The 24,620-nt window shown below is 61.2% G+C and carries 27 protein-coding genes and 1 pseudogene; 13 read left to right on the forward strand and 15 right to left on the reverse strand.

Annotation, left to right across the window (positions count from 1 at the left end; translation table 11 throughout):
- Window positions 1–8: 8 nt before the first annotated feature.
- Window positions 9–1,355, reverse strand: a complete 1,347-nt coding sequence (locus ACY4LX_RS14555; RefSeq protein WP_463260598.1) for a flavin-containing monooxygenase — start codon at window positions 1,353–1,355, stop codon at window positions 9–11.
- Between the two features lie 138 nt (window positions 1,356–1,493).
- On the opposite strand from ACY4LX_RS14555, the gene ACY4LX_RS14560 reads away from it, so the two are divergent.
- Entirely contained in the window at window positions 1,494–1,883 is a 390-nt protein-coding gene (locus ACY4LX_RS14560; protein ID WP_149658452.1) for an ester cyclase, read from the forward strand.
- Between the two features lie 135 nt (window positions 1,884–2,018).
- Here the strand turns inward: ACY4LX_RS14560 and ACY4LX_RS14565 are convergent, their stop codons facing one another.
- Together ACY4LX_RS14565 and ACY4LX_RS14570 are read right to left on the reverse strand one after the other, a co-directional pair.
- On the reverse strand, window positions 2,019–2,447 hold the full coding sequence (locus ACY4LX_RS14565) for a nuclear transport factor 2 family protein (RefSeq protein ID WP_149658451.1): 429 nt from the start codon (window positions 2,445–2,447) through the stop codon (window positions 2,019–2,021).
- Between the two features lie 10 nt (window positions 2,448–2,457).
- A complete protein-coding gene (locus ACY4LX_RS14570; protein WP_463260335.1) occupies window positions 2,458–2,637 on the reverse strand; it encodes a hypothetical protein in 180 nt (59 codons plus the stop codon).
- A gap of 167 nt (window positions 2,638–2,804) precedes the next feature.
- Between ACY4LX_RS14570 and ACY4LX_RS14575 the strand changes: the two genes are divergently transcribed.
- Genes ACY4LX_RS14575 through ACY4LX_RS14585 form a run of 3 tightly spaced genes read left to right on the forward strand, consistent with a single transcriptional unit; the run spans window position 2,805 to window position 5,297 of the window.
- Complete coding sequence (locus tag ACY4LX_RS14575; RefSeq protein ID WP_463260336.1) at window positions 2,805–4,430, forward strand: sensor domain-containing diguanylate cyclase; 1,626 nt, start codon at window positions 2,805–2,807, stop codon at window positions 4,428–4,430.
- Between the two features lie 48 nt (window positions 4,431–4,478).
- Entirely contained in the window at window positions 4,479–4,859 is a 381-nt protein-coding gene (locus tag ACY4LX_RS14580) for a hypothetical protein (protein WP_463260337.1), read from the forward strand.
- Window positions 4,860–4,874: 15 nt separating this feature from the next.
- Window positions 4,875–5,297 carry an HD domain-containing protein gene (locus ACY4LX_RS14585; RefSeq protein ID WP_463260338.1) on the forward strand — a complete coding sequence of 141 codons (423 nt, stop codon included), beginning with the start codon at window positions 4,875–4,877 and terminating at the stop codon, window positions 5,295–5,297.
- A 32-nt stretch (window positions 5,298–5,329) separates the two neighbouring features.
- Here the strand turns inward: ACY4LX_RS14585 and ACY4LX_RS14590 are convergent, their stop codons facing one another.
- Entirely contained in the window at window positions 5,330–5,668 is a 339-nt protein-coding gene (locus ACY4LX_RS14590; protein WP_463260339.1) for a TetR family transcriptional regulator C-terminal domain-containing protein, read from the reverse strand.
- Between ACY4LX_RS14590 and ACY4LX_RS14595 the strand changes: the two are divergent.
- Window positions 5,598–6,188, forward strand: a pseudogene (locus ACY4LX_RS14595) (MFS transporter); the annotation flags it as partial. The gene ACY4LX_RS14590 and the pseudogene ACY4LX_RS14595 sit on opposite strands and share 71 nt — an antisense overlap.
- Window positions 6,189–6,215: 27 nt before the next feature.
- Here the strand turns inward: ACY4LX_RS14595 and arsH are convergent.
- Genes arsH through ACY4LX_RS14610 form a run of 3 tightly spaced genes read right to left on the reverse strand, consistent with a single transcriptional unit; the run spans window position 6,216 to window position 7,756 of the window.
- Window positions 6,216–6,905: an arsenical resistance protein ArsH gene (gene arsH / locus ACY4LX_RS14600; protein ID WP_149658447.1), complete on the reverse strand. Its 690-nt coding sequence runs from the start codon at window positions 6,903–6,905 to the stop codon at window positions 6,216–6,218.
- Between the two features lie 12 nt (window positions 6,906–6,917).
- The gene (locus ACY4LX_RS14605) at window positions 6,918–7,388 is read right to left on the reverse strand and encodes an arsenate reductase ArsC (protein ID WP_463260340.1); all 471 of its coding nucleotides are present in this window, start codon (window positions 7,386–7,388) and stop codon (window positions 6,918–6,920) included.
- 20 nt (window positions 7,389–7,408) lie between these two features.
- Window positions 7,409–7,756, reverse strand: a complete 348-nt coding sequence (locus ACY4LX_RS14610) for a metalloregulator ArsR/SmtB family transcription factor (protein ID WP_133836008.1) — start codon at window positions 7,754–7,756, stop codon at window positions 7,409–7,411.
- 181 nt (window positions 7,757–7,937) lie between these two features.
- Here ACY4LX_RS14610 and ACY4LX_RS14615 point away from each other — a divergent pair, with 181 nt between their 5' ends.
- From ACY4LX_RS14615 to ACY4LX_RS14640, 6 genes are all read left to right on the forward strand, one after another.
- Window positions 7,938–9,059 carry an AAA family ATPase gene (locus ACY4LX_RS14615; RefSeq protein WP_463260341.1) on the forward strand — a complete coding sequence of 374 codons (1,122 nt, stop codon included), beginning with the start codon at window positions 7,938–7,940 and terminating at the stop codon, window positions 9,057–9,059.
- An 11-nt stretch (window positions 9,060–9,070) separates the two neighbouring features.
- Entirely contained in the window at window positions 9,071–9,490 is a 420-nt protein-coding gene (locus ACY4LX_RS14620; protein ID WP_463260342.1) for a bpX5 domain-containing protein, read from the forward strand.
- Window positions 9,490–11,325: a hypothetical protein gene (locus tag ACY4LX_RS14625; RefSeq protein ID WP_463260343.1), complete on the forward strand. Its 1,836-nt coding sequence runs from the start codon at window positions 9,490–9,492 to the stop codon at window positions 11,323–11,325. The genes ACY4LX_RS14620 and ACY4LX_RS14625 overlap by 1 nt, the downstream gene beginning before the upstream one ends.
- A complete protein-coding gene (locus ACY4LX_RS14630) occupies window positions 11,318–14,230 on the forward strand; it encodes a bpX6 domain-containing protein (protein ID WP_463260344.1) in 2,913 nt (970 codons plus the stop codon). Before ACY4LX_RS14625 ends, ACY4LX_RS14630 begins: the two co-directional genes overlap by 8 nt.
- A 105-nt stretch (window positions 14,231–14,335) precedes the next feature.
- A complete protein-coding gene (locus tag ACY4LX_RS14635; protein ID WP_463260345.1) occupies window positions 14,336–15,004 on the forward strand; it encodes an ATPase in 669 nt (222 codons plus the stop codon).
- A gap of 327 nt (window positions 15,005–15,331) precedes the next feature.
- Complete coding sequence (locus ACY4LX_RS14640; protein ID WP_463260346.1) at window positions 15,332–16,117, forward strand: DeoR/GlpR family DNA-binding transcription regulator; 786 nt, start codon at window positions 15,332–15,334, stop codon at window positions 16,115–16,117.
- A gap of 3 nt (window positions 16,118–16,120) precedes the next feature.
- On the opposite strand, the gene chrA is transcribed toward ACY4LX_RS14640, so the two are convergent.
- Both chrA and ACY4LX_RS14650 read right to left on the reverse strand, forming a co-directional pair.
- Window positions 16,121–17,455, reverse strand: coding sequence for a chromate efflux transporter (gene chrA, locus ACY4LX_RS14645; protein ID WP_463260347.1), 1,335 nt, complete (start codon window positions 17,453–17,455; stop codon window positions 16,121–16,123).
- 218 nt (window positions 17,456–17,673) lie between these two features.
- Complete coding sequence (locus tag ACY4LX_RS14650) at window positions 17,674–18,525, reverse strand: CAP domain-containing protein (protein ID WP_149658442.1); 852 nt, start codon at window positions 18,523–18,525, stop codon at window positions 17,674–17,676.
- A gap of 131 nt (window positions 18,526–18,656) precedes the next feature.
- On the opposite strand from ACY4LX_RS14650, the gene ACY4LX_RS14655 reads away from it, so the two are divergent.
- A complete protein-coding gene (locus ACY4LX_RS14655) occupies window positions 18,657–19,280 on the forward strand; it encodes a cell wall hydrolase (RefSeq protein ID WP_463260348.1) in 624 nt (207 codons plus the stop codon).
- A 345-nt stretch (window positions 19,281–19,625) separates the two neighbouring features.
- Here the strand turns inward: ACY4LX_RS14655 and ACY4LX_RS14660 are convergent, their stop codons facing one another.
- From ACY4LX_RS14660 to ACY4LX_RS14685, 6 genes are all read right to left on the reverse strand, one after another.
- A complete protein-coding gene (locus ACY4LX_RS14660; RefSeq protein WP_149658440.1) occupies window positions 19,626–19,838 on the reverse strand; it encodes a YXWGXW repeat-containing protein in 213 nt (70 codons plus the stop codon).
- 67 nt (window positions 19,839–19,905) lie between these two features.
- Entirely contained in the window at window positions 19,906–20,226 is a 321-nt protein-coding gene (locus ACY4LX_RS14665) for a YXWGXW repeat-containing protein (protein ID WP_149658439.1), read from the reverse strand.
- A gap of 460 nt (window positions 20,227–20,686) precedes the next feature.
- Window positions 20,687–21,385 carry a dienelactone hydrolase family protein gene (locus tag ACY4LX_RS14670; protein WP_149658438.1) on the reverse strand — a complete coding sequence of 233 codons (699 nt, stop codon included), beginning with the start codon at window positions 21,383–21,385 and terminating at the stop codon, window positions 20,687–20,689.
- A 33-nt stretch (window positions 21,386–21,418) separates the two neighbouring features.
- Window positions 21,419–22,042 carry a glutathione S-transferase family protein gene (locus ACY4LX_RS14675; protein ID WP_463260349.1) on the reverse strand — a complete coding sequence of 208 codons (624 nt, stop codon included), beginning with the start codon at window positions 22,040–22,042 and terminating at the stop codon, window positions 21,419–21,421.
- 51 nt (window positions 22,043–22,093) lie between these two features.
- On the reverse strand, window positions 22,094–22,609 hold the full coding sequence (locus ACY4LX_RS14680; protein ID WP_463260350.1) for an HvfX family Cu-binding RiPP maturation protein: 516 nt from the start codon (window positions 22,607–22,609) through the stop codon (window positions 22,094–22,096).
- Between the two features lie 202 nt (window positions 22,610–22,811).
- Window positions 22,812–23,435 carry a ferric reductase-like transmembrane domain-containing protein gene (locus tag ACY4LX_RS14685; RefSeq protein ID WP_463260351.1) on the reverse strand — a complete coding sequence of 208 codons (624 nt, stop codon included), beginning with the start codon at window positions 23,433–23,435 and terminating at the stop codon, window positions 22,812–22,814.
- Window positions 23,436–23,644: 209 nt separating this feature from the next.
- Between ACY4LX_RS14685 and glsB the strand changes: the two genes are divergently transcribed.
- On the forward strand, window positions 23,645–24,553 hold the full coding sequence (gene glsB, locus ACY4LX_RS14690) for a glutaminase B (protein ID WP_149658434.1): 909 nt from the start codon (window positions 23,645–23,647) through the stop codon (window positions 24,551–24,553).
- Window positions 24,554–24,620: the final 67 nt, after the last annotated feature.

A 24,620-nucleotide genomic window follows, 5' to 3' on the forward strand; every position in this document is an offset into this window, starting at 1 on the left:
CAAAAGAATTAAGCGCTGACGATGGTTTTGTGGGCGAGCGGGGCGGTGTCGGCGGCACGCTGGTCGGCATCGCGGTAGTCGAGGTATGAACGCTGGATGGCGATGTGGTCGGCCACGTACTTGGCGTCATGCCAGACGCCCCAGATAAACGACGAACCACGCCGTGACTGCCACGGCAGGCCGAGGAAATACACGCCAGGCTCGCTCGACACGCCACGCTGATGCTGCGGCTTGCCGTTGTCGTCGAACGCGTTGACCTTCAGCCAGCTGTAATCCGTGGCAAAACCGGTGGCCCAGATGATCGACGTGACGCCAGCCTTGACCAGGTCGAGTTCAAGAATCGGGTTCGTCACGCAGTCCGGGTCCGGGAAGGTGTGCCGGGCTTCCGGTTCTTCCGGCAGGTCCAGGCCATTACGCTCGATGTAGGCGTCGGCGGCATCGAGCAGCGCCTTGTAGTTGTCATCGCCACGGGCCAGGTTTTCCGCCAGGTTGGGCTGGAAAGTCGCCACGGCGCCATTGAACGATTGGGTCAGGCCGACCAGGGTCATGCCGCGATGGGCCAGGCCACGGAAGTCTACGGTGCGACCGCCATGGGCGCCGCTGACGGCGATGGTCACGTGCTCGCGCCCCGGCTTCATCGCCGCTTGATCCCACTCACCGAGCACACCCAGCCACCAGCAGAAATCACGGTTGCGGTAGGCGCGAGGCGGGCGGTCGTGAGCGCCGACCGAGAGGTACACTTTCTTGCCGGCACCCTGCAATTCATCGGCGATCTGCACCCCCGACGACCCTGCACCCACCACCAGCACCGCGCCTTCGGGCAGTTGCTGCGGGTTGCGGTATTCAGCGGAATGGATTTGGGTGAACGGCGCGTCTTTCGGTGCAATCGGCGGGATCACCGGGCGCTGGAAAGGCCCGGTGGCGGCCACCACACGGTTGGCTTCGATCACGCCTTCGGAGGTTTCAACGGTGAAACCCGGGCGACCGACATTGCGCTCGACCTTCAACACGTCCACGCCAGTGCGGACCGGTGCGTTGAATTTCTTGGCGTAGGCTTCGAAATAATCGGCCACTCGCTCTTTCGGGGCAAAGCCGTCGGGGCTCAGATCGTCGAACTCCATGCCCGGAAAGCGATCGTGCCAGGCCGGACCATTGGCCACCAACGAATCCCAGCGCCCGGTGCGCCAGCGTTCGGCAATACGATTGCGCTCCAGCACCAGGTGCGGCACACCGAGTTTGCTCAAGTGTTCACTCATGGCCACGCCAGCTTGACCGGCGCCAACGATCAGCGTGTCTATTTTTATTGTTTCAGTGGTCATCTCTTTACCCTTCGAAGTGGGAGTCAGGTCGGTTATGGCCTGCCATCTCTTGGGCTCAAGACTAGGGTTCACCCCGGTATCGGTAAAATATTATTAAGTTGGGAACTGAGCATAAATAACGGATGCAGAGCGTTCAGCCCTGGCTTGCACAGGTTAAAAGGGAGAGATTGAGCCATGAACAGACAAACACTCAGCGACACCTACCGCGCTTACATCGACTGCCTCAACCGCCAGGACTGGCCCGCCCTGGGCCAATTGGTGGATGAAGACGCGCATTACAATGGCCAGCGCATCGGGTTATCCGGCTACCGGGCGATGCTGGAGCGCGATTTCCGTTCGATCCCGGATCTGCGCTTCGTCATCGAACGCCTCATCGCCGACCCGCCACACATCGCCGCCAGGCTGTGTTTCGATTGCACGCCAGTGGGAGAACTGTTCGGTTTGCCGGTGAACGGGCGGCGGGTGGTGTTTAGCGAGAATGTGTTTTATGAGTTCAAACACGGGAAGATCTGGAACGTCTGGTCGGTCATCGACAAGGCCGCGGTCGCGGCGCAGATCCTTTAAAAGGGGACCAATACCTGTGGTGAGGGGGCAAGCCCTCGTTGGGCTGCGCAGCAGCCCTGAAAACTGGGGGCGCTTCGCACCCCAACGGGGGCAAGCCCCCTCGCCACAGGGACGATGTTCAGTCAAAAGCACCGATCAGGCTTTGCTGGCCGCCAGGTAAGCGCCCAGTCGGCTGCCCATTTCGGCGCCCAAGGCTTGCAAGCCACTCAATGGCCGGACCATCACTTCAAATTCAACGATTTTGCCTTCCTCATTGAACCGGATCATGTCGATCCCTTTTAGCTCCTTGCCGCCGACCTGCGCGCTGAACTCGAGTACGACATTCAACCCGTCCGCTGTCGCCAATTCGCGGTGATATTCAAAGTTTTCAAAAACGTCGACCACGGTGTTCAGAATCATCGCCACCACGGCGGCTCCCGGGTATGGCGTGTGCGCCATGGGCGAGCGGAACACGGCTTTTGGGTCCAGCAACTCGGGCAAGGCCTGCAAGTCGCCCTGGCGGATCATCGCGTGCCATTGCTTCAAGGACTCGGCGGCTTTGGGGTGCAGGTTCAGTTCAGGCATTTTCAACTCCTTATTGTTGTTTTTTGGTCTGTAGAAACGCGGCCATCGCGGCGAAGCGCTGACGTGTTTCATGCTCGAAAATACGATTGACCAGCGGGTCCAGCAACCCGCCGAGCCAGCGCGGTCGAAGACGGACGCTGAAGGTGTAGATCAACTCCGATCGGTTGTCACCCAGATCACGATGACGCATCGACGCGGCCCACCACGCAAACACGCCCTCAGGCTCGACCAACAAGGCTGCGGCGACCTGTCCCGGCTGGAAGTTGACTGGGTCACACGTTGTCCTCGACGATTTTCGCCATCTTGCACCGGGTTTGGAGTATTGCAAAAAGCGCAATCATATTCAGATACACTTCGATGATGCCAAAACATCATCACGCGCCGTTGCGTTTCACCCGTATCGCTCACAGCATCGTCACCCGATTGCTGTTGCTAGCGCTGTGCATGGTCATTTTTGGTGCCGTGGTGCGTTATTACGTCTTGACCAATTTCCTGCGTGAAGACCTGAGCAGCGTGGTTGAAGGCCAGCAATTGACCCTCGCCACCTATGTTGCCAAGGACATCGACTACAAACTCGTCCAGCGTCAATTGATGCTGGATCGCCTGGCCGATTCGGTTCCGACCGATCTCCTGACGCAGCCGCAGCAGCTGCAAACGTGGCTGAAAGCGCATTACGAGTTCCAAACACTGTTCACCGCAGATTTGTTCATCGTCAGCGGCAAAGGGCGTTTACTGGCGAATTTCCCGGAACCGGTGGATACCGACTTCGCCGAGCGTGATTACATCCGGGCAGGGCTGGCGGGGCGCTCGTTGATCGGTCAACCGGCGCTCGACAAGGCGACCCAGACGCCGATTCTGCCCATGTCCGCGCCCATCAAGAATGCCGCCGGTGAAGTCCAGGCGGTTTTGGTCGGCGTCAGCGTACTGGGCGCCACGGGGCTCCTGGATTCGTTGCTGCAGAGTCGCGTCGGCGATGCCACCGGGGATTTCCTGCTGGTGTTCCCCGAAAGCCGCTTGTATATCGAGTCTTCCAGCCGTGATATGCGACTCAATCCAACGTCGGCCCCCGGCGTCAATGCCTTGCATGACCGGGCGATGGCGGGGTTCCGCGGCACTGGGCTGACCCTCAATTCAAAAGGGGTCGAGGAAGTCGCCGCCATCGCCGCCGTACCGAGCGCCAATTGGTTCATCGTCGCCCGTTTGCCCGCCAGCGAGGCGTTTGCCACCGTGACGCGCACCCAGCATTTCCTGATGAAGGGCGCGGTGTTCTCGATTCTGTTTTTCGCCACGTTCGCCTCCATTGGTCTGTATTTTGTGTTCCGCCACCTGTTCCGTGCTGCCGAGCAGGCGGATCGCATGACCCGCGATGAACTGCCCCACGCGCCGTTGGCGGTGGTGCGTCATGATGAAGTCGGGCACCTGATTTCGGCGTTCAATCGGCTGTTGCTCAAGTTGAATGACAAACAGGATGAACTGAAGAAAATCGCCCATCACGACACCCTGACGGGCCTGTGCAACCGCCATCACCTCTCCGGTCGCCTTCGGCAGGTGTTGTCCCTGGCGCGACGCACCAGTACCCAGGTTGGCCTGTTGTTCATGGACCTCGATGGTTTCAAACACATCAACGACACGTTGGGCCACGAGGCGGGCGATGAGGTGTTGCGCCAGGTGGCGCGGCGCTTTTCGTCCGTGGTGCGCGAGAGCGACACCCTCGCGCGCATTGGCGGCGATGAGTTTGTCGTGCTGCTGAGCGACCTGGGCGTCGATGCCGAACAGACCCTCAGCCGCGTGGCGACCCAATGCATCGAGGCCTTGAGCGCACCGTTTTTTATTTCCGGCACGGTATGCATTGTCGGTGTGTCGATCGGCATCGCCTTGGGCGACGGGCAAAGTTCCGCCGACACGCTGCTGCTGGCCGCTGACCGCGTGATGTACCAAGCGAAGAAAACCGGGCGTGGGCGGTATGTGACTTATAAGCTTTAGGCCTTTAAGCTGGCGGCTTTCCCCGATGACCAAGGATGGAAAGTGGCCATGATCACAATCGGTAGTCAGAACAACGCCCCGACGCCGCAACATCAGCATCACGATGTTTATGTTTTTCACATCGACCCGTCCCGGCCCGACAAACCGTTGTGTTTCGAACAGTCGATTGGCGGCGGGCATTGCGAGCAGGGCGGGGCGATATGGCTAGCGGTTGCGCAGCTTGAGGCCTGGCCCGGTGACTGGCGCCAGCACCTGGAAAAATCCGGCTGTGGCTGGGTGGCCGCACTGGTGGATGCCCATCACGCTGCTGATCAGTCGACTATCGTCGCCATGATCCTCAAACAGCACGCCAAGCCACCGAGCCTGTGGGGTTCAACCGCCGGCTGGTTCAAACGCAACTTTTCCATCACCGGCCGCTACGGCGTTTAATTGAGGAGCAACCCGATGAGCCAGAGCCTGGAACGGGCGATTGCAATCGCCGCAGCCGCCCACGAAGGACAGGTCGACAAGGGTGGATCGCCTTACATCCTGCATCCACTGAAAGTCATGTTGCGGGTGACGACCCTGGAAGAGCGGATCGTCGCCGTGCTGCATGACGTGGTCGAAGACACCGGCATCAGCCTCGAAGCGCTGCGCCAGGAAGGTTTCAGCGAAGCGGTGTTAGAGGCGATCGCATCGGTCACCAAAGTCGAGGGTGAATCCTATGAGGCGTTCGTCGAACGCGCAGCGCTGAACCCGATAGGCCGAGTGGTCAAACTCGCGGACCTGGAAGAAAACAGCGACTTGTCGCGGATTGCGCAGCCGTCATGGGACGATCTGGAGCGGGTTGAGAAGTATCGGCGGGCGATTGGCGTGTTGCGGTCGTAACACGCCAGATCAATGTGTGCAGAGAGGGTTTATCACCGCGCCGTGGTCGCACTCAAGGCATCCCACACCGCCATGACCTGAGTCACCGACGCATCCATCACCGCATGGGGAATCTCGTCTCTGGCCAGCGCCGTCAAGCCCAACAGAAAACTGTCAAACATGGCGGCCAGGGCTTTGGTGTCGGTAGTGACCGGCAGTTCGCCCTGAGCAATCGCGCGTTCGATGCAGGCGATAATGCCCGCCCGGTTGCGAGCCCGGACCTCGGCCAGTGGCGCAGAAACGGCGGTGGGCTGTGCCGAGCAGGTGTTTTTCACCCCAGGCGTGCGCCCGGTCCTCGGGGTGGTGATGACCTGGATGCTGGCGCACAACATTCTTTATACCTATGTCGCGCCCTTCGTGACCCCGGCCGGGCTGGCCAGCGATATCGATCTGGTGCTGCTGGTGTTCGGCATCGCCGCGTTGCTCAGTATCTGGATCACTGGGCGGTTGGTGGACCGGTATCTGCGCAACGCCGTGTTGCTCAGCCTCGCCACGTTCGCCGCGACAGCCTGCGTTTTCGGATTCTTTTCCCAATCCGTGATCGTCATCTATGTCGGCACCTTTGTCTGGGGTCTGACCTTCGGCGGCGCCGCGACACTGCTGCAGACCGCACTGGCTGATACGGCGGGCGAGGGCGCGGACGTTGCCTTGTCCATGAACGTCGTGGCCTGGAACGGCGCGATCGCCATCGCCGGTCTGTTCGGTGGTGTGCTGCTCGATCAGGTCGGTGTCGTGTCGTTTCCGTGGGTATTGCTGGTGCTGCTGGCGGGGTTATGGATTGCCGTTGGCGCGCGGGTGCATGGTTTTCCGCAGGGGCAACGGCAGGGCGGTGCGGCGGTGGTCGGTCATTGATGGGGGCGCGGGTTTACGACGCCTGGTTCAAATCGAGCGCTGATTCACCCGCCGGGTCAATTCTTCGGCGGACTCCTTGCGCTCCGAATAGCGATCAACCAGGTCGGGGCGATCGCGCAGCAGCAACGTGAACTTGACCAGTTCCTCCATTACATCCACCACCCGGTCGTAGAGCGCCGAGGGTTTCATGCGGTTGCCCTCGTCAAACTCCAGATAGGCTTTGGGCACCGAGGATTGATTGGGGATGGTGAACATGCGCATCCAGCGCCCCAACACGCGCAGTTGATTGACCACGTTGAAGGATTGCGAGCCGCCACACACCTGCATCACCGCCAGGGTCTTGCCCTGGGTCGGGCGAATCGCGCCGATGGCCAGCGGCACCCAGTCTATTTGGGCCTTGAACACCGCCGACATCGAGCCGTGACGCTCCGGCGAACACCAGACCTGGCCTTCGGACCATTGCATCAGCTCAAGCAGTTCCTGGACTTTCGGGTGATCGTTCGGCGCATCGTCCGGCAGTGGCAAACCGGAGGGGTTGAAGATCCGCGTCTCGGCGCCGAAGTGTTCGAGCAAACGCGCGGCTTCTTCGACCATCAGGCGACTGAAGGAGCGGGCGCGGGTCGAGCCGTACAGCAGCAAAATCCGTGGTTTGTGCGGACCGGTTTGATCAGGAGTTTGAATCAGTGAGGTGTCGAGATTGGGCAGCGGGTGAGTCATGAAAGGCTCCAGTTACAAGGTGCTGATGCGGTCGAGTTCCCGCTTCAAGGCATCGCGATCAAGTTCGGCGAAGGGCAGGGCAAGGAAGGCTCTGCAGCGGGTTTCGATACGTGCCAGGGTTGATTGGAAGGCGGCGGATACCGCGGCTTCGTCGCCCGTCACCTCCGATGGATCTTCCAGTCCCCAATGGGCTTTCAGCGCCGGGCCGAAGTAGACGGGGCAAGCCTCACCGGCCGCCTTGTCGCAGACCGTGATGACGATGTCCGGCGGGTTGGCTTCGAAGGCGTCGTTGCCTTTGCTGCTCAAGCCTTCGATGGCAATCCCGGCTTCTTGCAAGGTGATCAGGCTGCGCGGCAGGACCTGGCCCTTGGGAAAGCTGCCGGCGCTGACCGCTTCGAAGCCCTGCGGCGCCAGATGATTGAACATCGCTTCGCTAAGGATGCTGCGGCAGCTGTTGGCGGTACACATGAATAGAACGCGCATGGAAACTCCGATGGGTCAGGTCAGCAGCACGCTGCGGTATTGAGTGGGCGGTCGCTCATCTGATTGAGGCGGGCGGTGTTTTCCTCAAGCCAGTCGGCGTTGGCGTGCAATGTGGTTTCAAGCACCGCGCGAACCCAGGCGGGCAGTTCGGGATTGAGCCGGTAATACACCCATTGCCCCTGGCGTCGATCAAGCAGCAGGCCGCATGCCCGCAGCTGCGCCAGATGGCGCGAGATCTTCGGCTGGCTGTCGTCCAGCGCACAGACCAACTCGCAGACGCACAACTCGCCCTCACGGGTAATCAGCAGGGTGGCCCGGGCGCGGGTTTCGTCGGACAGGCATTTGTAGAGGGCGGGAGGGCTGAGCATGGGGGCGTCTTAGAGGTGTGGAAGTCCGAATATACGGATGTCCATATGTAATGCGCAAGTCGCGAATTCGAATGCACCGGAAGGACACTTGCGAAAAATCGCATCAAAAGGCCATCACTTAACTTGTTACAGAACCTTGCAGTCAGGCAGAATCCGCAGCTTCAGTTTCAGGGAAGACCCCATGATCGCTTCATTGCAGAGCGCTGCCGCGCAAATACGCCAGGCTGTTCGCGTGGCTACCGAAGGTTTGGTAGGGCGCGAGCAGTTGGCTGAGCTGATTGTGCTGGCCGCCGTCGCTCAGGAACATATCCTGGTGATCGGCCCGCCGGGCACTGCCAAAAGCGCCGTGGTGCGGCGGGTGGCGCAATCCATGGGGGGACGCTATTTCGAATACCTGTTGGGTCGGTTCACCGAACCGTCGGAACTGTTCGGCGCGGTAGACCTGAAAAAACTGCGCGAAGGCACCGTCGAAACCGACGTCAGCGGCATGCTGCCGGAAGCCGATATCGTCTTTCTCGACGAAGTCTTCCTCGGGTCTACGGCCATCCTCAACACCCTGCTGGGCGTGCTCAACGAGCGACGTTTCCGCCGCGGCCACACCCAAATCCAGTGCCCATTGCGCGTCTGTGTCGGGGCCGCCAACGGCCTGCCCGACGACGAAGCCCTGGCAGCATTCGGTGACCGCTTTCTGTTGCACCTGTTTGTCGAATCGGTGCCGGATAACCAACTGGAAGCGATGCTGGCGGGCGGTTGGCAGTCCGAGCAACGGCCGGTTCAGCAGTTGCTGGGCTTGAGTCAACTGGACACCCTTGGCCAGGCGCTGAAACAGGTCGACCTGACCCAGGTGCGTCCCGCGCTGGCCCAGGCCATTCGCCGACTGCGTGAGGCCGGTATCCAGTTGTCGGATCGGCGCATTGTCAAATCGCAACGGCTGATCGCCGCGGCGGCGTTGCTCGGTGGGCGCCTTGAGGCCACCGACGCGGACCTGTGGCCGCTGCTGTATGTGTTACCGACCAAAGAAACCCAGCAGCATGGCCGCGAGGTGCTTCGCGAGATCTTCGCGCCGTCCAGCAACAGCCATTTGTTCAGTGCCGTGGAAGAGGCGACCTTGCAGCCGATGTCGCGGCTCAATCGTCTGCTGGAAACGGCCGAGGACTACCTGGCGCGCAGCGAACCGCCAGCCAGTCCGTTGCTCGAAGGCCTGCTGCGGGAGATCGATGCCAACTTCAATAGCCAGACCATGCCGGCGCGGTTGCAGGAAGTGCGAGGGCAAATGGCCCGTCTGTTGACGCCCTCGGTATGAGTGTCCCGGCAATGGGTTGGACCTGGCGGCCACGGCAGACGTCCGCCGAACCACAGGCCGCCGTGGCCTGGGGCGAGGCTGCGCGACGCCTGCTTGCGCGGTTGTCGATGATCCCCGCCGAGCAGGCCGCGCGCCTGCAAGCCACGGCCAATCGTGATGTGTTGGTGGTGGTGGGTGTGGCCAGCGATCTGCCTTGGGTCGATGGGGTTGAATACGCGGCGGCGGATCAGTGTGCGCCAGGGTTGTGGCTACCGACCAGTTGGGAGCCTGAGATGCCGACGGATCTGGTGGGCCAGGCGTTGTCGAGCCGCTTTGCTCGCTCACCGCTGTTGCTGTGGCGTGATCCGCCCGTGGTGATTCCCCTGGATCGACAACTGCCGGTAACCCCGCAGCATCTGCAACGAATCGATGCTTATTGGGCGGGGCGCTGATGCAGTTACCTGAAGCCCTGCGCCCGTGGCGTGAATGGCTGGAATGGTTTGCCCCGCAGCATTTGCCGTTGTTCGCCGACCTGTTGGGGCGGATCAACCCGGTGCTGGGTCCATTACGCGGCCGGCAGCAAGGTGGCATTCCCGAACCCGATGGCTTGGGTGACCTGCAACGCCGTGGCCCCTATGAACGGTTGCTGTCCAGTGAATGGCTGCTGGCCGACGAGGTGCCCGACGAATTCCTGCGCAGGGCGGCGGTGGGCGAGCATATGTTCCTGGCGCCGCAGTACCGCGCCCGCGAAGCCAACCGCTTGATTGTCGTATTGCTGGATGCCGGCCCTCTGCAATTGGGCGCAGCACGGCTGGTGCATCTCGCGTTGATGATGTTGCTCGCACGTCGTGCCCGTGAGGCCGGGGCCGAGGTGCGCTGGGGCATTTTGCAAAGTGCACCGCAGTTGCATGAATTCGACAGCGCAGCACAACTCAAGCGCCTGTTGCAGGCCCGGACCTGGCAGACAGTGACCGATGACCACTGGCAGGCCTGGCGCGCCTGGCTGGCTGAACAGCAACCGGATGCCGGTGAATGCTGGATGGTGGGGCAACGCTTGCCCAAAACCGACAGCCAGTTGTGCACCCACCGGGTTCAGATACACCGCAGCCTGGACGGGCGCAACTTGTCGTTTGAATTGCAGGCCGCGACCACCCGACGGGTGTCGCTTCCGATACCTGACGAGCGTTTGGCCTTGCAGTTGCTCAAAGGCCAGTTTGACGGTGAGGTGGCCGTGACTGCGCCGGCGGTCAAAGGCGACGTGGCGCGTGTCGTCCTCACGTTACCGCCGGTCATTTCCAGCGCGGGCACCCATGTCGCGATGAAAATGCTCGACGAGGCGGGCATGGTGGTGATCAGGCTGCCGGCAGAAAACCAGAAAAAAGCCCTGGAAGTGCGCCGCCATCACTGGACTTTCGGGCAGGTGCCGCTGGCCGCTGCCTTTATGAATGGCACGCTCGGCGCGGTGATGAGCGCTCAATTTCATTTGGTGTTCTGGAACATGCCCGGTCTGAACATGGTTGAAAAACCTGATCGTGACGAAATGCAACTGCCGCCCGGCACTGCGACGTTGTTACCTGCCGCCTGGTTGCGCAACAAATCGGCCGGCCGCCTGTTCCTGCTGGATAGCCAAGGCCATCTGGCCTTTTGGGTGATAGCCGGCGCAAAAACCCCGGCTTCGCCAAAGATCCGTAAAACCCATCGCTTGGCGGCAGGCGTACTGGGCCTGGCCAGGGTCGATCGAGAGGTGGTGGCCTATGTGCGCAAGGACGGCAATCGGTTGCACGCTCATTCGGTAGACGCCGAAGGCAACGTGTCTTCCGGTCACGTGGTTGGCATAGCCGATGGCGTGACTCAGGTGCTGTTCGCCGCCACGACAGTCTGGCGCGGCGCGTTCGGCGGCTGTGCGCTGTTGACGGAGGAAAACGGCTGCGAGCGCTGGATGGTGATCGGTGCAGGCAGTAGTCCGGTGCCGATGGAACGTATCGAGCTGGTCAGTGGCTGGAAAGCGCTGGGGTTGTTGCGACTAGAGCGCGAAGATCATTACTCCCTGCTAGTGATCAGCCCCAACCAGCAAACCATTGCCCTGCACAGCGCCGGGCAGCAGCGGGTGTTGTTCACCACAGTCGATGCGATTGCCCGGGTTAGCTTTTGTCCCATGAGCGGGCTGGTCGCCGCCTTGACCGGTACCCGCGAACTGCTGGTGTACTCGGTTCCTCAGGGCACGATGCGCCTGCAAGTGTTCTGTAACAAGATGCCGGAAAAAACCGAGGAAGGCGCCAATGCTTGAGCATGACGCAGCATTGATTCGCCGCCCGGTGCTGACCGGGCATCAGCAGATAGAAGGCCTATGGTTTTCCTGCGAGCGTTTTGACGAGAGTGAGCGTGCGCGCCTGATCCTCGATCAATGGCAGACCGGCGCCAGCGTCTACCGCTTCGCCGACGGTGACTTGCTGCGGTTTTGCCATCCGGTTTCGGTGCAGTGTGAAGCGATGCTCGGCTGGCCGTTGATCCGCCAGGGCCGGGCCTTGTGCTCTGCACCGTTGGCCCCGCAGGAAATACGCGGCTTGCCCGCCGCCGATGTCTGGCTGGTACGTGGCAGCCACGTCACGGCCTTGCATCTACGGGACGCTACGGCGCTTGCGCCAAGCCAGTGGCTTGATGTCAGCCGCTACACCTTGCTCGACACGTACGACTGCCGCAGCACGCTGCCGGAACCGGAAGTCGAACCGCTGGCCGTCCAAACCGATGTGCGGGAAATCCTCGGCGGCGCACTCGGGCCGGTCAGCCCGGAACGCGAAGCGGTGATGCAAGCCCTGCTGGAACGCCAGCGCAATGCGCCGAAAAACCAGCCCCAGCCAGCCCGCACGCCTGGGACCAATCGCGGGAACAATGCCCAAAGGGCCTCTTGGCCCTGGCTGAAACTCGGTGCGACGGCGGTGATATTGGTGGCTGTGTTCTGGATGGGTTCGCAAGGCAAAAGCAACGGCTTGCCGCCGTTACCGGCGAGTCCGACGACGCCCGCATCGTTTCAAATAAGCGGTGTACTGGTGGGGACGCTGATCGGTTCAGTGTTGTTCACGCTGTTATTGATTAGCTTGCGCAGTGTCCTGCGTCGCGATACGCCGATGCAGAGTGGGGCGCCGCGAGCACCGGCGCAGCCGTCACTGGCCCCGCGTGCCACGCCGACGCCACCCAAGCCCGTTGCCTGGCGCCGCTGGTTGACCCGTCTGACCCTGAATTCGCGGCTGTCCGGGCTGTACGGCAAGCGTCAGGCCGCCTACATGCGCCGCATGCTCGACATGTTCGAGAACGGCGACCTGGAAGAAGCCTTGCGCCATGCCATTCCTTTGGGCGGGGGGCAGAGCAGCGTGGATCAGTCGTTTGGCACGCCACAACGGCGTCAGGAACTGGCGATCAATCAACAACGTGCGTCCGGGCGCGCGATGCTGTTCGAGCAGGGGATGGAGTCCCATCTGAGGGAGATTTACCGGCAAACGTTTGAGCGCCTGGACCGTGAAGGGCGTATCGAAGAGGCGGTGTTTGTCCTCGCAGAACTGCTCAAGGTGCGCCAGGAATCCCTCGATTACCTGGAAAAACACGGCCGTCATCAGCAGGCGGCGGACCTGGCCCTGGCGTGGGACATGCCGGCGGCGGTCATCGTGCGTTTGCTGTGCCTGGCCGACAACTGGCAACGCGCCTTGCAGGTGGCACGGCGTGACGATGCCTTCGCGGACGCGGTCGTGCTGCTGCACAAGAAATGGCCCGAAACCGCCGATCGCCTGCGCCTGGAGTGGGCGCAATCCCTGACCGGCAAAGGTCTTTGGCTGCAAGCGGTGGACGTGGTCTGGAGCTTGCCGGCCGAGCGCGCACAGGCCGCGCAATGGCTGCTCAACGCCGAAGCCGCAGGTGGACGGCTGGCCATTGGCGCACTGGTCAAACGCGCGATTTTACTGCCCGATACCCTGGAGGCCTACGGGACGTGGGTCGAGCAGCTGCGAGACGATCCGCAGCGCTTCGTCGAGCGAGCGGTCCTCGCCGAAACGTTGCTGCTGCACAAGACTCAGACCGGCGCGTTGGCCTGGCTCACCCGGGCCACGGTGCATGCGATCATCGCCGACCAGGCCAGTGGTCATGGCCGGCTGACCCTGACCCAGCTGCAAACGCTGGTCAAGATGAGCAAGGACAAACTGCTGCATGCCGACCTGCCGGGCAAGCTGCCGGCGCCGCCTGCCAGCCAACCCTTGCGCAACGTCGACTCACCCCTGCAATGGACCGCCCCGGCGATGGGCAATCGGGCCATTCTCGATGCGGTGCCGCTGGAGGATTCACGTTATTTGTTGGCGCTGGGGGAGGCCGGCGCCGTGGTGATCGATGCCGCTGGCAAGACACTCTTTCATTTTCCGGTACCGGCGCAGGCCATCGTCCTGGGCCACAGCCGCCAGATGGCGCTGGTCCTGGCCCGCCGCGACGACGTGTGGCGCATCAGCAAGCTGGACCTGGTCAACCGCACCGCGACGGATCTGGGTGTACAGAGACTGGATGTGTTCGCCAAATCCTTCGACGGCACGGCATGGACCATCGGCCGTGGGCACCAGTTACGGGTGGTGGACGTCGATCGCGGGTTTACCACGCTGTGGCATGTCAGTGATTTACCCGGCCGCATTTTGAGCCTGCAGGACGACGAACAGGGCGAATACCTGTGGCTGTCCGATCCGCAGCAGGGCAGCCAGCTCTGGCACTATCGTTTGCCGGATCGGCGGCTGATCAGCCGTGAACCCACGCCGGCGAGGATTTATGAGGACGGTTATCAGCTGTTCCATGCGTCTAGCGAAGTTCCTGAATACCGCATCCTGTCCGAGGGAGAGGGCGACCCGCTGCTTTTACTGGAGCAGCGCGGCGAACGTAAGGGCTTTCGGTTGCCCGACTGCGAGGATGTGGGCATCCATGAAGCCCCGGTGCGCCTGTTTCTGTCCGGGCACTGGGCGTTGATCGGCTATGTCGTCAACGACCAGGACACCCGCTGGCAATTGATCTACCTCAGCAGAGATCGACTCTGCGTCCAACTGCAATGGCCGCAGCATCATGTGCAAGCACGCTGCGTGGGCGCTGACTGGTTGCTGTTCGACCACCAGGGCAGGCTGAGTCATATCAATGTCGACGAGGCGAGCCAGCGCAACCTGTCGCTTTCCTGACCATTCGTTCAATCGATAGTCATCATCAGAAAATGCGAGTTCTGTTTTTTCAGCATCGGAGGAGGATAGCGTCATACCGATCTCGCTTCTGAAGGAACCTGCGCGATGAGACTCTCAACTGCTTTCGCCCTTATCGCCGTACTGACCGGCGCTTTCGCCGCCGCCCCGGCCTACGCCGCTGACCCGCAGGCTTGTCATTTCGTGCCGATGGGGGATAGCAGCGCCAACCTGCAACATTCTCAATCGGTGGGCGTGCTCTACAGCGAAAACACCGTCAACACCCTCCAATACCTTGAGAACTACCATTCGGTCGCGGTCAACGGCAGTAAGAACGCCGCCCTCGATTCGCGCATCAGCAATGCCTTCATCAAAAGTTCCGATCCGACGCTGGCGATCGACTGGCTGATGGGTTCGCTGCAGAAACAATTCGCCTCGGTCACCGTCTACGACAACCTCGATGCGCTGGTGGCTGCTCGCCCGGATGTGGTGGTGATGCTGGACACTTACAGTCGCTTGGTTTCGAAGCGCAACAACCAGGTCGAAGCGCGATTCCTCGCCAAGTTCTACGACACGAACCTGCAATACATCGGCAAGGCTGAAGGCTCCCGTGAACAGCAAATGCCCTCGGTCTGGGTCCATGGCAAAGCGGCACCCGAGATTGCCGCGCAAATCGACCAGCAAACCGAGTTGCAGGTGAATGCGTTGAAACAGTTCGATGCATCGCTGAAGGCGCTGGTGACTTCGGGCAATGTGGCGCGGGTGGCGACTAACTGAGGCGATTGCTGCCTCAGTCTTTTGGCTTGTTTCCCAGGACCGCTGATAACTGATCCGCGACCCGCGCTTTGACAGTGCCTTCGTCGCCGCCGGCACAGAAGACCGCGCATGGCGCCGTGTGCCCGTTCGCGGTGCTGTCGGGCGGTTTGGGCGCGACTGGGGATCCGTTCGACACGAGGGGAAAAAGCATGGCTGATGGCTCAGGGGAAAGGGTCACGACGCTACGGCGTCCCGCAGGTTGCCGGAAAACAAATCCACCACCGCTTCGATTGTTTTTATGCGGCGCTTTGGCTAGCCTCGCACAAACCCGCAAGATCAGGCATAAACATGCATCCCGTCATCGAACTTCCTTCCCTGCGCCGACAAAAAATCCTCTTGATTCTGGAACGTGACGGCAAGGTCATGGCCTCCGAGCTCAGCCAGCATTTCGCCGTGTCCGAAGACACCATCCGCCGCGACCTGGCGGAACTGGACAGCGCGGGCCTGGTGCAGCGGGTGCACGGCGGGGCGTTGCCGCGGCCCAAGGACAGCGGCAAGGACTACTTCACCCGTGTCAGCGAAACCGATGAAGTGAAAACCCACCTGGCGCAACTGGCCGCGCGGTACGTGCAGGCTGGCCAGATCGTGATTTTCGATTCCGGCTCGACCACGCTGCAGATTGCCCGGTCGTTGCCGGCGGATATCACCATTACTGCCGTTACGGCCTCGCCGATGATCGCGATCACCCTGGCGGAATTTAAAGGCATCAAGGTGATTCTGGCCGGCGGTCAGCTCAATCCGGCGACGATGTCGGCGAGCGGGCATGACACGTTGCGGCTGTTTCAAGGGATCAAGGCGGATTTGCTGTTCACCGGGGTGTGCGCGATTCATCCCGAGGTCGGCATCAGCTCGCTGCACTTCGATGAAGTACCGGTGAAGCAGGCGATGCTCGACAGCGCGGCCCATGTGGTGGCGGTGACCACGGCGGACAAACTGGGCGCGGTGGAGCCCTTTGTGGTTGCGCCTTGCCGACGTATCCAGACGCTGATCACCGAGCGTCATCTGGCGTCGGGCAATGTCGAGGACTATCAGCGGCTGGGCATCGAAGTGGTGCAAGCCGATACGGCGGTTTAAGCGCTAGTGCAACAAATGCACGGCCAGGCCGATCAACCCACAGCCGATCAACACCTCGATCACTCCGCGCTTGAAGCGAAACAACGCGACCGCCGCTGCCATCGCGATCAGCGCCGAAGGCCAGTCGAGGTGGCCGCTGAAGCCGTTGGGCCAGAGCACGTGGTAGCCGAAGAAACCTGCCAGGTTGAGAATTACCCCGACCACGGCGGCGGTAATGGCCGTCAGCGGCGCGGTGAATTTCAGTTCGTTGTGCGTCGACTCCACCAGCGGCCCGCCGGCGAGGATGAACAGGAATGACGGCAGGAAGGTGAACCAGGTGACCAGCGTGGCGGCGAGGGCGCCAGCGAGGAACAGGTGCTCGGCGCCGAACACCTGCTGCACATAGCCACCGACAAAAGCGACGAAAGCCACCACCATGATCAGCGGCCCGGGCGTGGTTTCGCCCAGCGCCAGACCATCGATCATCTGGGTCGGCGTCAACCAGCCATAGTGACCGACCGCGCCCTGATACACATACGGCAGCACCGCGTAGGCACCACCGAAGGTCAGCAACGCCGCTTTGGTGAAGAACCAGCCCATCTGGGTCAAGGTGCCGTCCCACCCGAACAACGCGGTGAGCACGCCCATCGGCAATGCCCATAGCACGGCGCCGATCAGTGCCAGGCGCAGCAGTTTCATCGCACTGAAACGGGCATGTTCAGGTGTCGGGGTGTCGTCATCGATCAGTGCCGGGCCGTAGGAGGCGTTCGCTGCTCGGTGGCCGCCGTTGCTGAATTTCTCAGGGACCCACCGTCCGCCGAAATAACCGATCACGGCCGCTCCCAGCACAATCAGCGGGAACGGCACATTGAACGCAAAAATGGCCACGAATGAGGCTGCTGCGATCCCCCATAACCACCCGTTCTTCAATGCCCGCGAGCCGATTCGATGGGCCGCCTGCAGCACAATCGCGGTCACCGCCGGCTTGATCCCATAAAACAATCCGGCCACCACCGGCACATCCCCGAAGGCGATGTACACCCAGGACAAGCCAATCAGGATAAACAGCGACGGCAACACAAACAGCACGCCGGCCATCACGCCGCCCAGGGTCCGGTGCATCAGCCAGCCGATGTACGTCGCCAACTGTTGCGCCTCCGGGCCGGGCAACAACATGCAGTAGTTGAGCGCATGTAGAAAACGCCGCTCCGACATCCAGCGCCGACGCTCGACCAATTCCTGATGCATGATCGAAATCTGCCCGGCCGGGCCACCGAAACTGATGAAGCCGAGCTTGAGCCAGAAGAGGAAGGCTTCGCGTAGGGGTACGGCTTGGGGTTTTGCGAATGTATCGCTCAAGAGGTGAGCCTTTTTCATAGACCGGCGGTTTGCTTACAGTAGCGGGGAATAGGTGCGCGCGTTTGATCGTTCCCACCCTCTGCGTGGGAACGATCAAGCACCGCTTCCGTAGGAGCAAAGCTTGCTCGCGAAGACGGCATCACATCCGGCAATGATGTGACTGACAGACCGCTTTCGCGAGCAAGCTTTGCTCCTACGGGGACGGGTGTGCTTGAGACTTACTGCGTCCCGAACATCGCCGTCCAGTAGATCCCGCCATCACTTTTCGGGTCCACCGCATACGCCGCGCCGAGTTCGTGGAACTGCGGGTTCATCAGGTTGGCGCAGTGCCCCGGGCTGCCGAGCCAGCCATCGACGACTTTGCGGGTAGTGTCTTGGCCGGCGGCGATGTTTTCGCCGATCTGCTGCGCGATGTAGCCGCCCAGTTCCGCGCGGTCACCTGGGGTACTGCCGTCGCGACCCTTGTGATCGAAGTAGTTATTGTTGGCCATGTCACGGCTGTGGACTTCGGCGACCGCCCCCAGGGTGGCGTTCCAGGCCAGCGGCGTGGTGGCGGCGAACGGCTGGCCGCCGCACTGACGCGGCTGGGCGCGCGCGGCGTTAAGCAATTCCAGCAGCTTCTGACCTTCAGCGGAAGCATCGCCCAGGCGCCCGCTCAACAGCGGACGCGCAAGGACGATGCGCCACTGGCTGCCTTCGCGGCTGACGCCAACATCGATAAATTGCGGGTTCAACACCACCTGACAGAAGCTTTCCTGCACGGCCTTCATGGCCGACGTCGCATCGCGCGGGCCGGACAGGGTGATCGCCTGCACGTTGACCATCGGATACTTCGCTTGCGCCATCGCCTGTTGCAGGTCGATGTTCTGCGTGGCGGACAGCACCAGCCGTGGATCGGCCGCCAGCGGCGGCAACTCCGGCGATGCCTGACCGCCACAACGCTGCACTTGGCTGCGATAGGTATTGATCGACTGAACCAGTTGCGTCTCGTCAGTGGCCAAGGCACTGGTAGCGAACACCAGGCCTGACGACAACGCCGCAACACACAAAACGGATGATAGGACGCGCATGAAAATCCCCCTTGAACGGACTGCGCCCATGATGCGCGATTTCACCCCGTTCAGGGCACTGCCTTTTCCAATGATTTGCCGACTACAATGAAGCGAAGTCGCCCGCCGACGCCCTGAAGAGCCTGCCCATCATGCGCCTCCCGTGGATAGCCACCTGCCTTGCCATCACCCTGCTTGCAGGCCAGGTTTTCGCTGATGATCAGGAGCAAAAAAAAGAAGTGGCCGTGGACAAGGCCCAGGTACTGGAAGAGAAGGCCGCCGACAAAGGCAGCACGGCACCGGCGCCGAAAAAGGCCGAGACCATCACCCAATCCGAAGTCCAGGCTGTCGACCCGGCAGGCACTGCGCCGCTGGACGAAGCCATCACCTGCATGGCCCGCAGTATTTACTGGGAAGCCAAGGGCAAGGACTCCGCCGACATGGAAGCGGTCGCTAACGTGGTGATGAACCGGCTCGGTCATGCGGGCTTTCCGGACACGGTGTGCGGGATCGTCAAGCAAGGCTCGGAAAAGCACGCCTGCCAGTTTTCCTGGTGGTGCGACGGCAAGCCGGACACGGCCCAGGAAGACGTGCCCTATGCGATGGCCAAGGAAATCGCGCGCAAGGCGCTGAACAAGCAACTACCGGATCGCACCCATGGCGCGATGTATTTTCATGACCGGACCGTGAAGCCGGATTGGGCGCATGAGTACATCAAGACGGCCCAGATCGGGTTGTTCACGTTTTACAAACCTCATGATGGCGACGCGAAATAGCGTAGTTAGGCGTGGCCCAGCGCAATGGCAAAGGACACCACGATCAGGCAGGCAAGCGCTGTGTTGATATTCATGAGAGGTTCATCCGAGCTGTTTTAGGTGGTGCCATCGTGAACAGGTCGGGGGGAAATGAAAAATTCGCTTTCGTGATGTGAATGATCGAAAGAAATGATGGGATCAAAAGTCACAGCTTTATATGGCTGACGAACACCTTGTGGCGAGGGAGCTTGCTCCCGCTGGACTGCGAAGCAGTCCCTTCTTTTTAGGTAAAGAGAGGGCCGCTTCGCGACGCGGCGGGAGCAAGCTCCCTCGCCACAGGTTCAGTGTCAGCAGACTAGGCCCGCTTCAATACCCCTTCCAATGCCCCGGCACCCAAACCCACTCGTTGTGAGCCCATCGATAGTGCCCAGCCACCCAGTGATACCCCGGCGCGGGCATCACCGGGACCATTTCCACCCGTGGCGGCGGTCGGTGCGGGCGGGCCGGTTCGATGACGCAGCCGGACAGGGTGATCGCCATGAGGCCGGCGATAACGGTGGTCTTGAATAGTCGGGACATAGCCAGATTCCTTGATTCAGTCGAACCGGCGCCCGGATGGCGAACCGGCAGGTCTTGCGTTCACGACTCAACGGACCCAGCGCCCTTCGATCCAGTACCAGTTCGGTCCGCGCGCCTCCCAATGACCGGGCATCCAGCGCCCTGCGTGGTGCATCCGTTGCCAATGCCCCGGCGCCCACACATAACCCCGACCGTCCCAGCGCCAGTGGCCGTTGTCCCAGGCATAACCGGGGCGGGCCATGGGCGCCTGCTCCATGCGCGGTGGCGGTGGCGCCTGGCGAATGATGATCTCGGGCTGGGCAAATACCGGCGTGCTCGCCAGCGCCGCGAGCGCCAGGGGAACGAGCAAGACATGCCGCAACTTGATCAAGGGGTGCACAGCTTTCATGACAACTCCTCAGGGCTTGCATCCGAAAGTGGATGTTGCTGATGAATTGGACGTCGTATCGGCAAAAGATTGGGTGCGCAGAAAATGAAATTTTTGTCACGTAGGCGGGCAGGGCCAGCACGCACCTGCGGCGAGCAAGCGCCCTCGCCACAAATCTGTAGGAGCGAGGCTTGCCCGCGAAGGCGTCATTCCAAGCGACAAACAATGGTTGTCTGAAATGACGCTTTCGCGGGCAGCCTCGCTCCTACAGGGGGTTTGCGTTGGTTTTTTGAGGCGTCATTCCAGGCGACAGAAATGGTTTTCTGGAATGACGCTTTCGCGGGCAAGCCTCGCTCCTACAGGGGGTTTGCGTTGGGGGTTTGCGTTGGTTTTTTGAGGCGTCATTCCAGGCGACAGAAATGGTTTTCTGGAATGACGCTTTCGCGGGCAAGCCTCGCTCCTACAGGGGGCGGGTTGAGTCTTAGAGTTCCATACCCAGGAAGATCAGGGTATTGCCATGGGCCTCGACCGCTGCGCGCTGGTTGTAGCTGTCGCGGTGTGAGCAGTTGAAACCATGCTCGGCCTCCGGGTACACCACAATCTCCACGTTGTCGTTGGTGTCGAAACGCTCAGCGATTTTCTCCACGGCTTCCAGTGGAATGTGGCTGTCCGCTTCGCCGAAGTGCATCAGGATCGGCACCTGGATTTCATCGGCACGGTCCAATTGGTTCTGGATGCCGCCGCCGTAATAGGCGATGGCCACGTCGACGAAGCCGTTGGCGGCAGTGTGGTACGACAGCAAGCCGCCGAAGCAGTAACCGATGGAGGCGATACCGCCATCCAGGCCCGGTTGGGCTTGCAGGGCATCGATGGCCAGTTTGATGTCAGCCTGTGCCGCGTTCACATCGGTGGCATTCATCAGCTCGACCGCGCGTTTCCAGCCGGCCTCGTCGTAGCCCAGCTCAATGCGCGGGCCGCTGCGCCAGAACAGGTCCGGTGCAATCACCAGATAGCCGTCGGCGGCGTACTGCTCGGCAACCGAGCGGATGTGTTCGTTGACGCCGAAGATCTCCTGAATCAACACAATCCCTGGCCCTTTCTGGGTGTGGGGAATCGCCAGGTAAGCACCGAATTTGCCTTCGGGGCTGTCGATTTCGATCCATTGGGTGGTCACGCTCATGGTGGCTCCTGTCTTCGTCAGTGAAAGTTGGATTTATTGCGGTAGGGTCGCCTGGAAACTCGGCAAGGCCTGTAGACGTTTCCACCACTCGGCGAAACCGTCCACGGCAAACACTTGCGCTGCATCGGGTGTCATCGCGATGTAGGCGCAGGCCGGGGCCAGGTAGAAGTCGCTGAAACTGGGGGCAAGCCCGGCGATGAACGGATCATCACCCTTGATCTTCATTAATTCGCGGATCACACGCTTGGAATTTTCGATGCCTTTGCGCCGCGACGCTTCATTCTGCCCACCGATGAAATCCGGAAACAAGTGAAAACCGAACACCGAGACCAGCGCGCCGTAGCCGTAAGAATCGTAGAGCCCCATGGCCATGTGATTACGCGCGCGGTCATGGGCGTTGTCCGGGGTCAGCGACGGGCCGGGCAGCACTTCGTCCAGATAGGCCATGATCGCCGCGGTTTCGAGTACCCGGAAACCGTCGTGATCAATCACTGGCACCTTGCCGAAAGGGTGGCGCGCCAGGTGTTCCGGCAGGTGCGGTTCGCCTTTTAAGACGTTGACCTGCACCTGAGTGAAATCCGCGCCTTTCTCGACCAGCAACATCTTCACCGTGCGCACGTAGGTGCTGCCGTCGAAACCGTAAAGTGTGAGGCTCATGACCATGGCTCCATTTTTTTGAGTATGGGACGTTATCGAGACACTGACGTTTCAGCGGTTAGCGCGACGCCAGAAGAATCGAGCCAGCAGGGCATCCAGACTGAGCTTGCCGGCGCCGGACAGCAACAGCGGCATCAGGGCGACGAGGTAGATCAGCGGCAGCTTGAAGTTACCGTGACCCTTATTAGTGATGGCGTAGCCCTGGGCAAGTTCACTCAATGTAGACCAATCGGCCGGCCAGTGAACGGCTGCGGTCGCCACCACCGTGACCACGATCAGGATCATCGCCGACACCCGCGTACCCAGGCCCACCAGCAGGGCGAGGGCGCAGATCAGCTCGGCCCACATCGACAGTTCCCAGTTCAGCGTGGCGGGTACGTGGTTGAACGGAAAGGGGAAGGCGTCCTGGATGTCGGCGAACCAGTTCTCGCCGTTCCATTTCTCCAGGCCCGACTCGAAAAACTCCCAGGCAAGGAAAATGCGCAGGGTCAGCGGCGCAATCCAGCTGCCGGCGCGGTCGAGGTTCAGGTGCAGGCCTTTGACGGCCGAAGACAGTGAAGTGTTCATGGGCTTGATCTCCGTTGAGGGCTTTGATCGGCTTGGCCAATCGACCCGCACATTTCATCAAGCGGGTGTATCTGCGGTGTGTCGTCGGGATGGGGTTTTAGGCGAGGGGTGTATCGAAAGGGCAGCTGTACACACTCGGATACACGGCCGGATGCAGCATCCAATAACAACGAAATCCCCCCGCAGGAGCGGCGTATTTCAATCAGGGGTAGGCGTGGCGCTGGCTGCGCTTGTTTTTCAACGCGAGTTTGCCCACCCACCGCACGGCAATCGCGGCGCACATGATGCCGAACGGCAATACATACCAGGCGCTCATCGGAATCCGTTTGAAATTGGAATAGGTAAACACCGCCGCAATCACCCACATCCCCGTCACATGCAGGGCTTTCCAGGCTTTGGGACCGATCATTTTTGTGGTGGTTTTGAATGAAGTGATCGCCATCAACACAATGAACAGATAGCCGACCGAGCCGGGGATATTGCCCACCGTGGTACGCCCCGGCCAGAACTCCGGATTCAACTGCCCATAGCTATAGATCAACACCGCATGTACCAGGTGCGAAAAGGCAAACGCCAAACCGATAAAGCGCCGCTCGCGCACCAGGGATTTAGTAAAGGGCGAGGGCACCAGCACGGCAAAAGCGGACGCCAGGAACGCCGCCAGAAACAACGCAAACGAGGTCCGGGCCGTGGCGCGAATCGCGCTGCGGGTGGCTTCCACCAGATCCGGGTTGAGGACCAGGATCAGGCCGGTCATCAGCAGTACCAGCAAGGACAGCAGGCCGAACAGCGACCAGCCGTGATAACGCGGGATTGAGGTATTCATGACAGCTACTCCGGAGCAAGGGCCGACCGAGGTCAGCAGACAACCGGAGTGTTCCAGTGCGGTGTGTGGGCGATATGTCCTGAAAGCCTCTTCATGTATCAGCACGTGCGCCAGATACATTCCCCTACAAAACTGTGATCCGTCCCGCGCCAGTGGCGTCTAGCGACTGTGTCCCCGCAAACCCATGGGGCGAGACTTCGGAACCCGGCATGCAAGCGCTGTTGAACGAGATCCTTGACGCAGTTCGTCCCCTGATCGGCCAGGGCAAGGTGGCTGACTACATTCCCGCCCTCGGCACGGTGCCGGCCAACCAATTGGGCATTGCCGTGTACGGTAACGACGGCGAACTGTACTGCGCCGGGGACGCCGAGACGCTGTTCTCGGTGCAGAGTATTTCCAAGGTGTTCAGCCTGGTGCAGGCCATCGATCATTCCGGCGAAGCGATCTGGGAACGCCTGGGCCACGAGCCGTCTGGCCAGCCGTTCAACTCCCTGGTGCAGCTGGAATTCGAGCGCGGCCGCCCGCGCAATCCGTTCATCAACGCCGGGGCGCTGGTGATCTGCGACATCAACCAGTCGCGCTTCGCCGCACCGGCCCTGTCGATGCGTGATTTCGTGCGGCGCTTGTCCGGCAACCCGCAAGTGATGGTGGACGGCAAGGTCGCCGAATCCGAATACCAGCACCGCGCGCGCAACGCGGCGATGGCTTACCTGATGCAATCCTTCGGCAATTTCCACAACGATGTCGAAGCCGTACTGCGCAGCTACTTCAGCCACTGCGCGCTGCGCATGAGTTGCGTCGATTTGGCGCGAGCGTTCTGCTTCCTGGCCAATGACGGCTTCTGCAAACACAGCGGCGAACAGATCCTCACCGCCCGGCAGACCCAGCAAGTCAACTCGATCATGGCCACCAGCGGCCTTTACGACGAAGCGGGCAACTTTGCCTACCGCGTCGGCCTGCCCGGCAAGAGCGGCGTCGGTGGCGGGATTGTCGCGGTGGTGCCGGGGCAGTTCACCGTGTGCGTGTGGTCGCCGGAGCTGAACGCGGCGGGCAATTCGCTGGCGGGGATGGCGGCGCTGGAGTTGTTGAGTCAGCGGATTGGCTGGTCGGTGTTCTAAGGTCCGGCGCCGGTAATGACGCCTCGGCGAATTTCCTATACATTTTCCGGCCGCCCCCTGCATGGTG

The organism is Pseudomonas sp. Emmai (assembly GCF_055179735.1).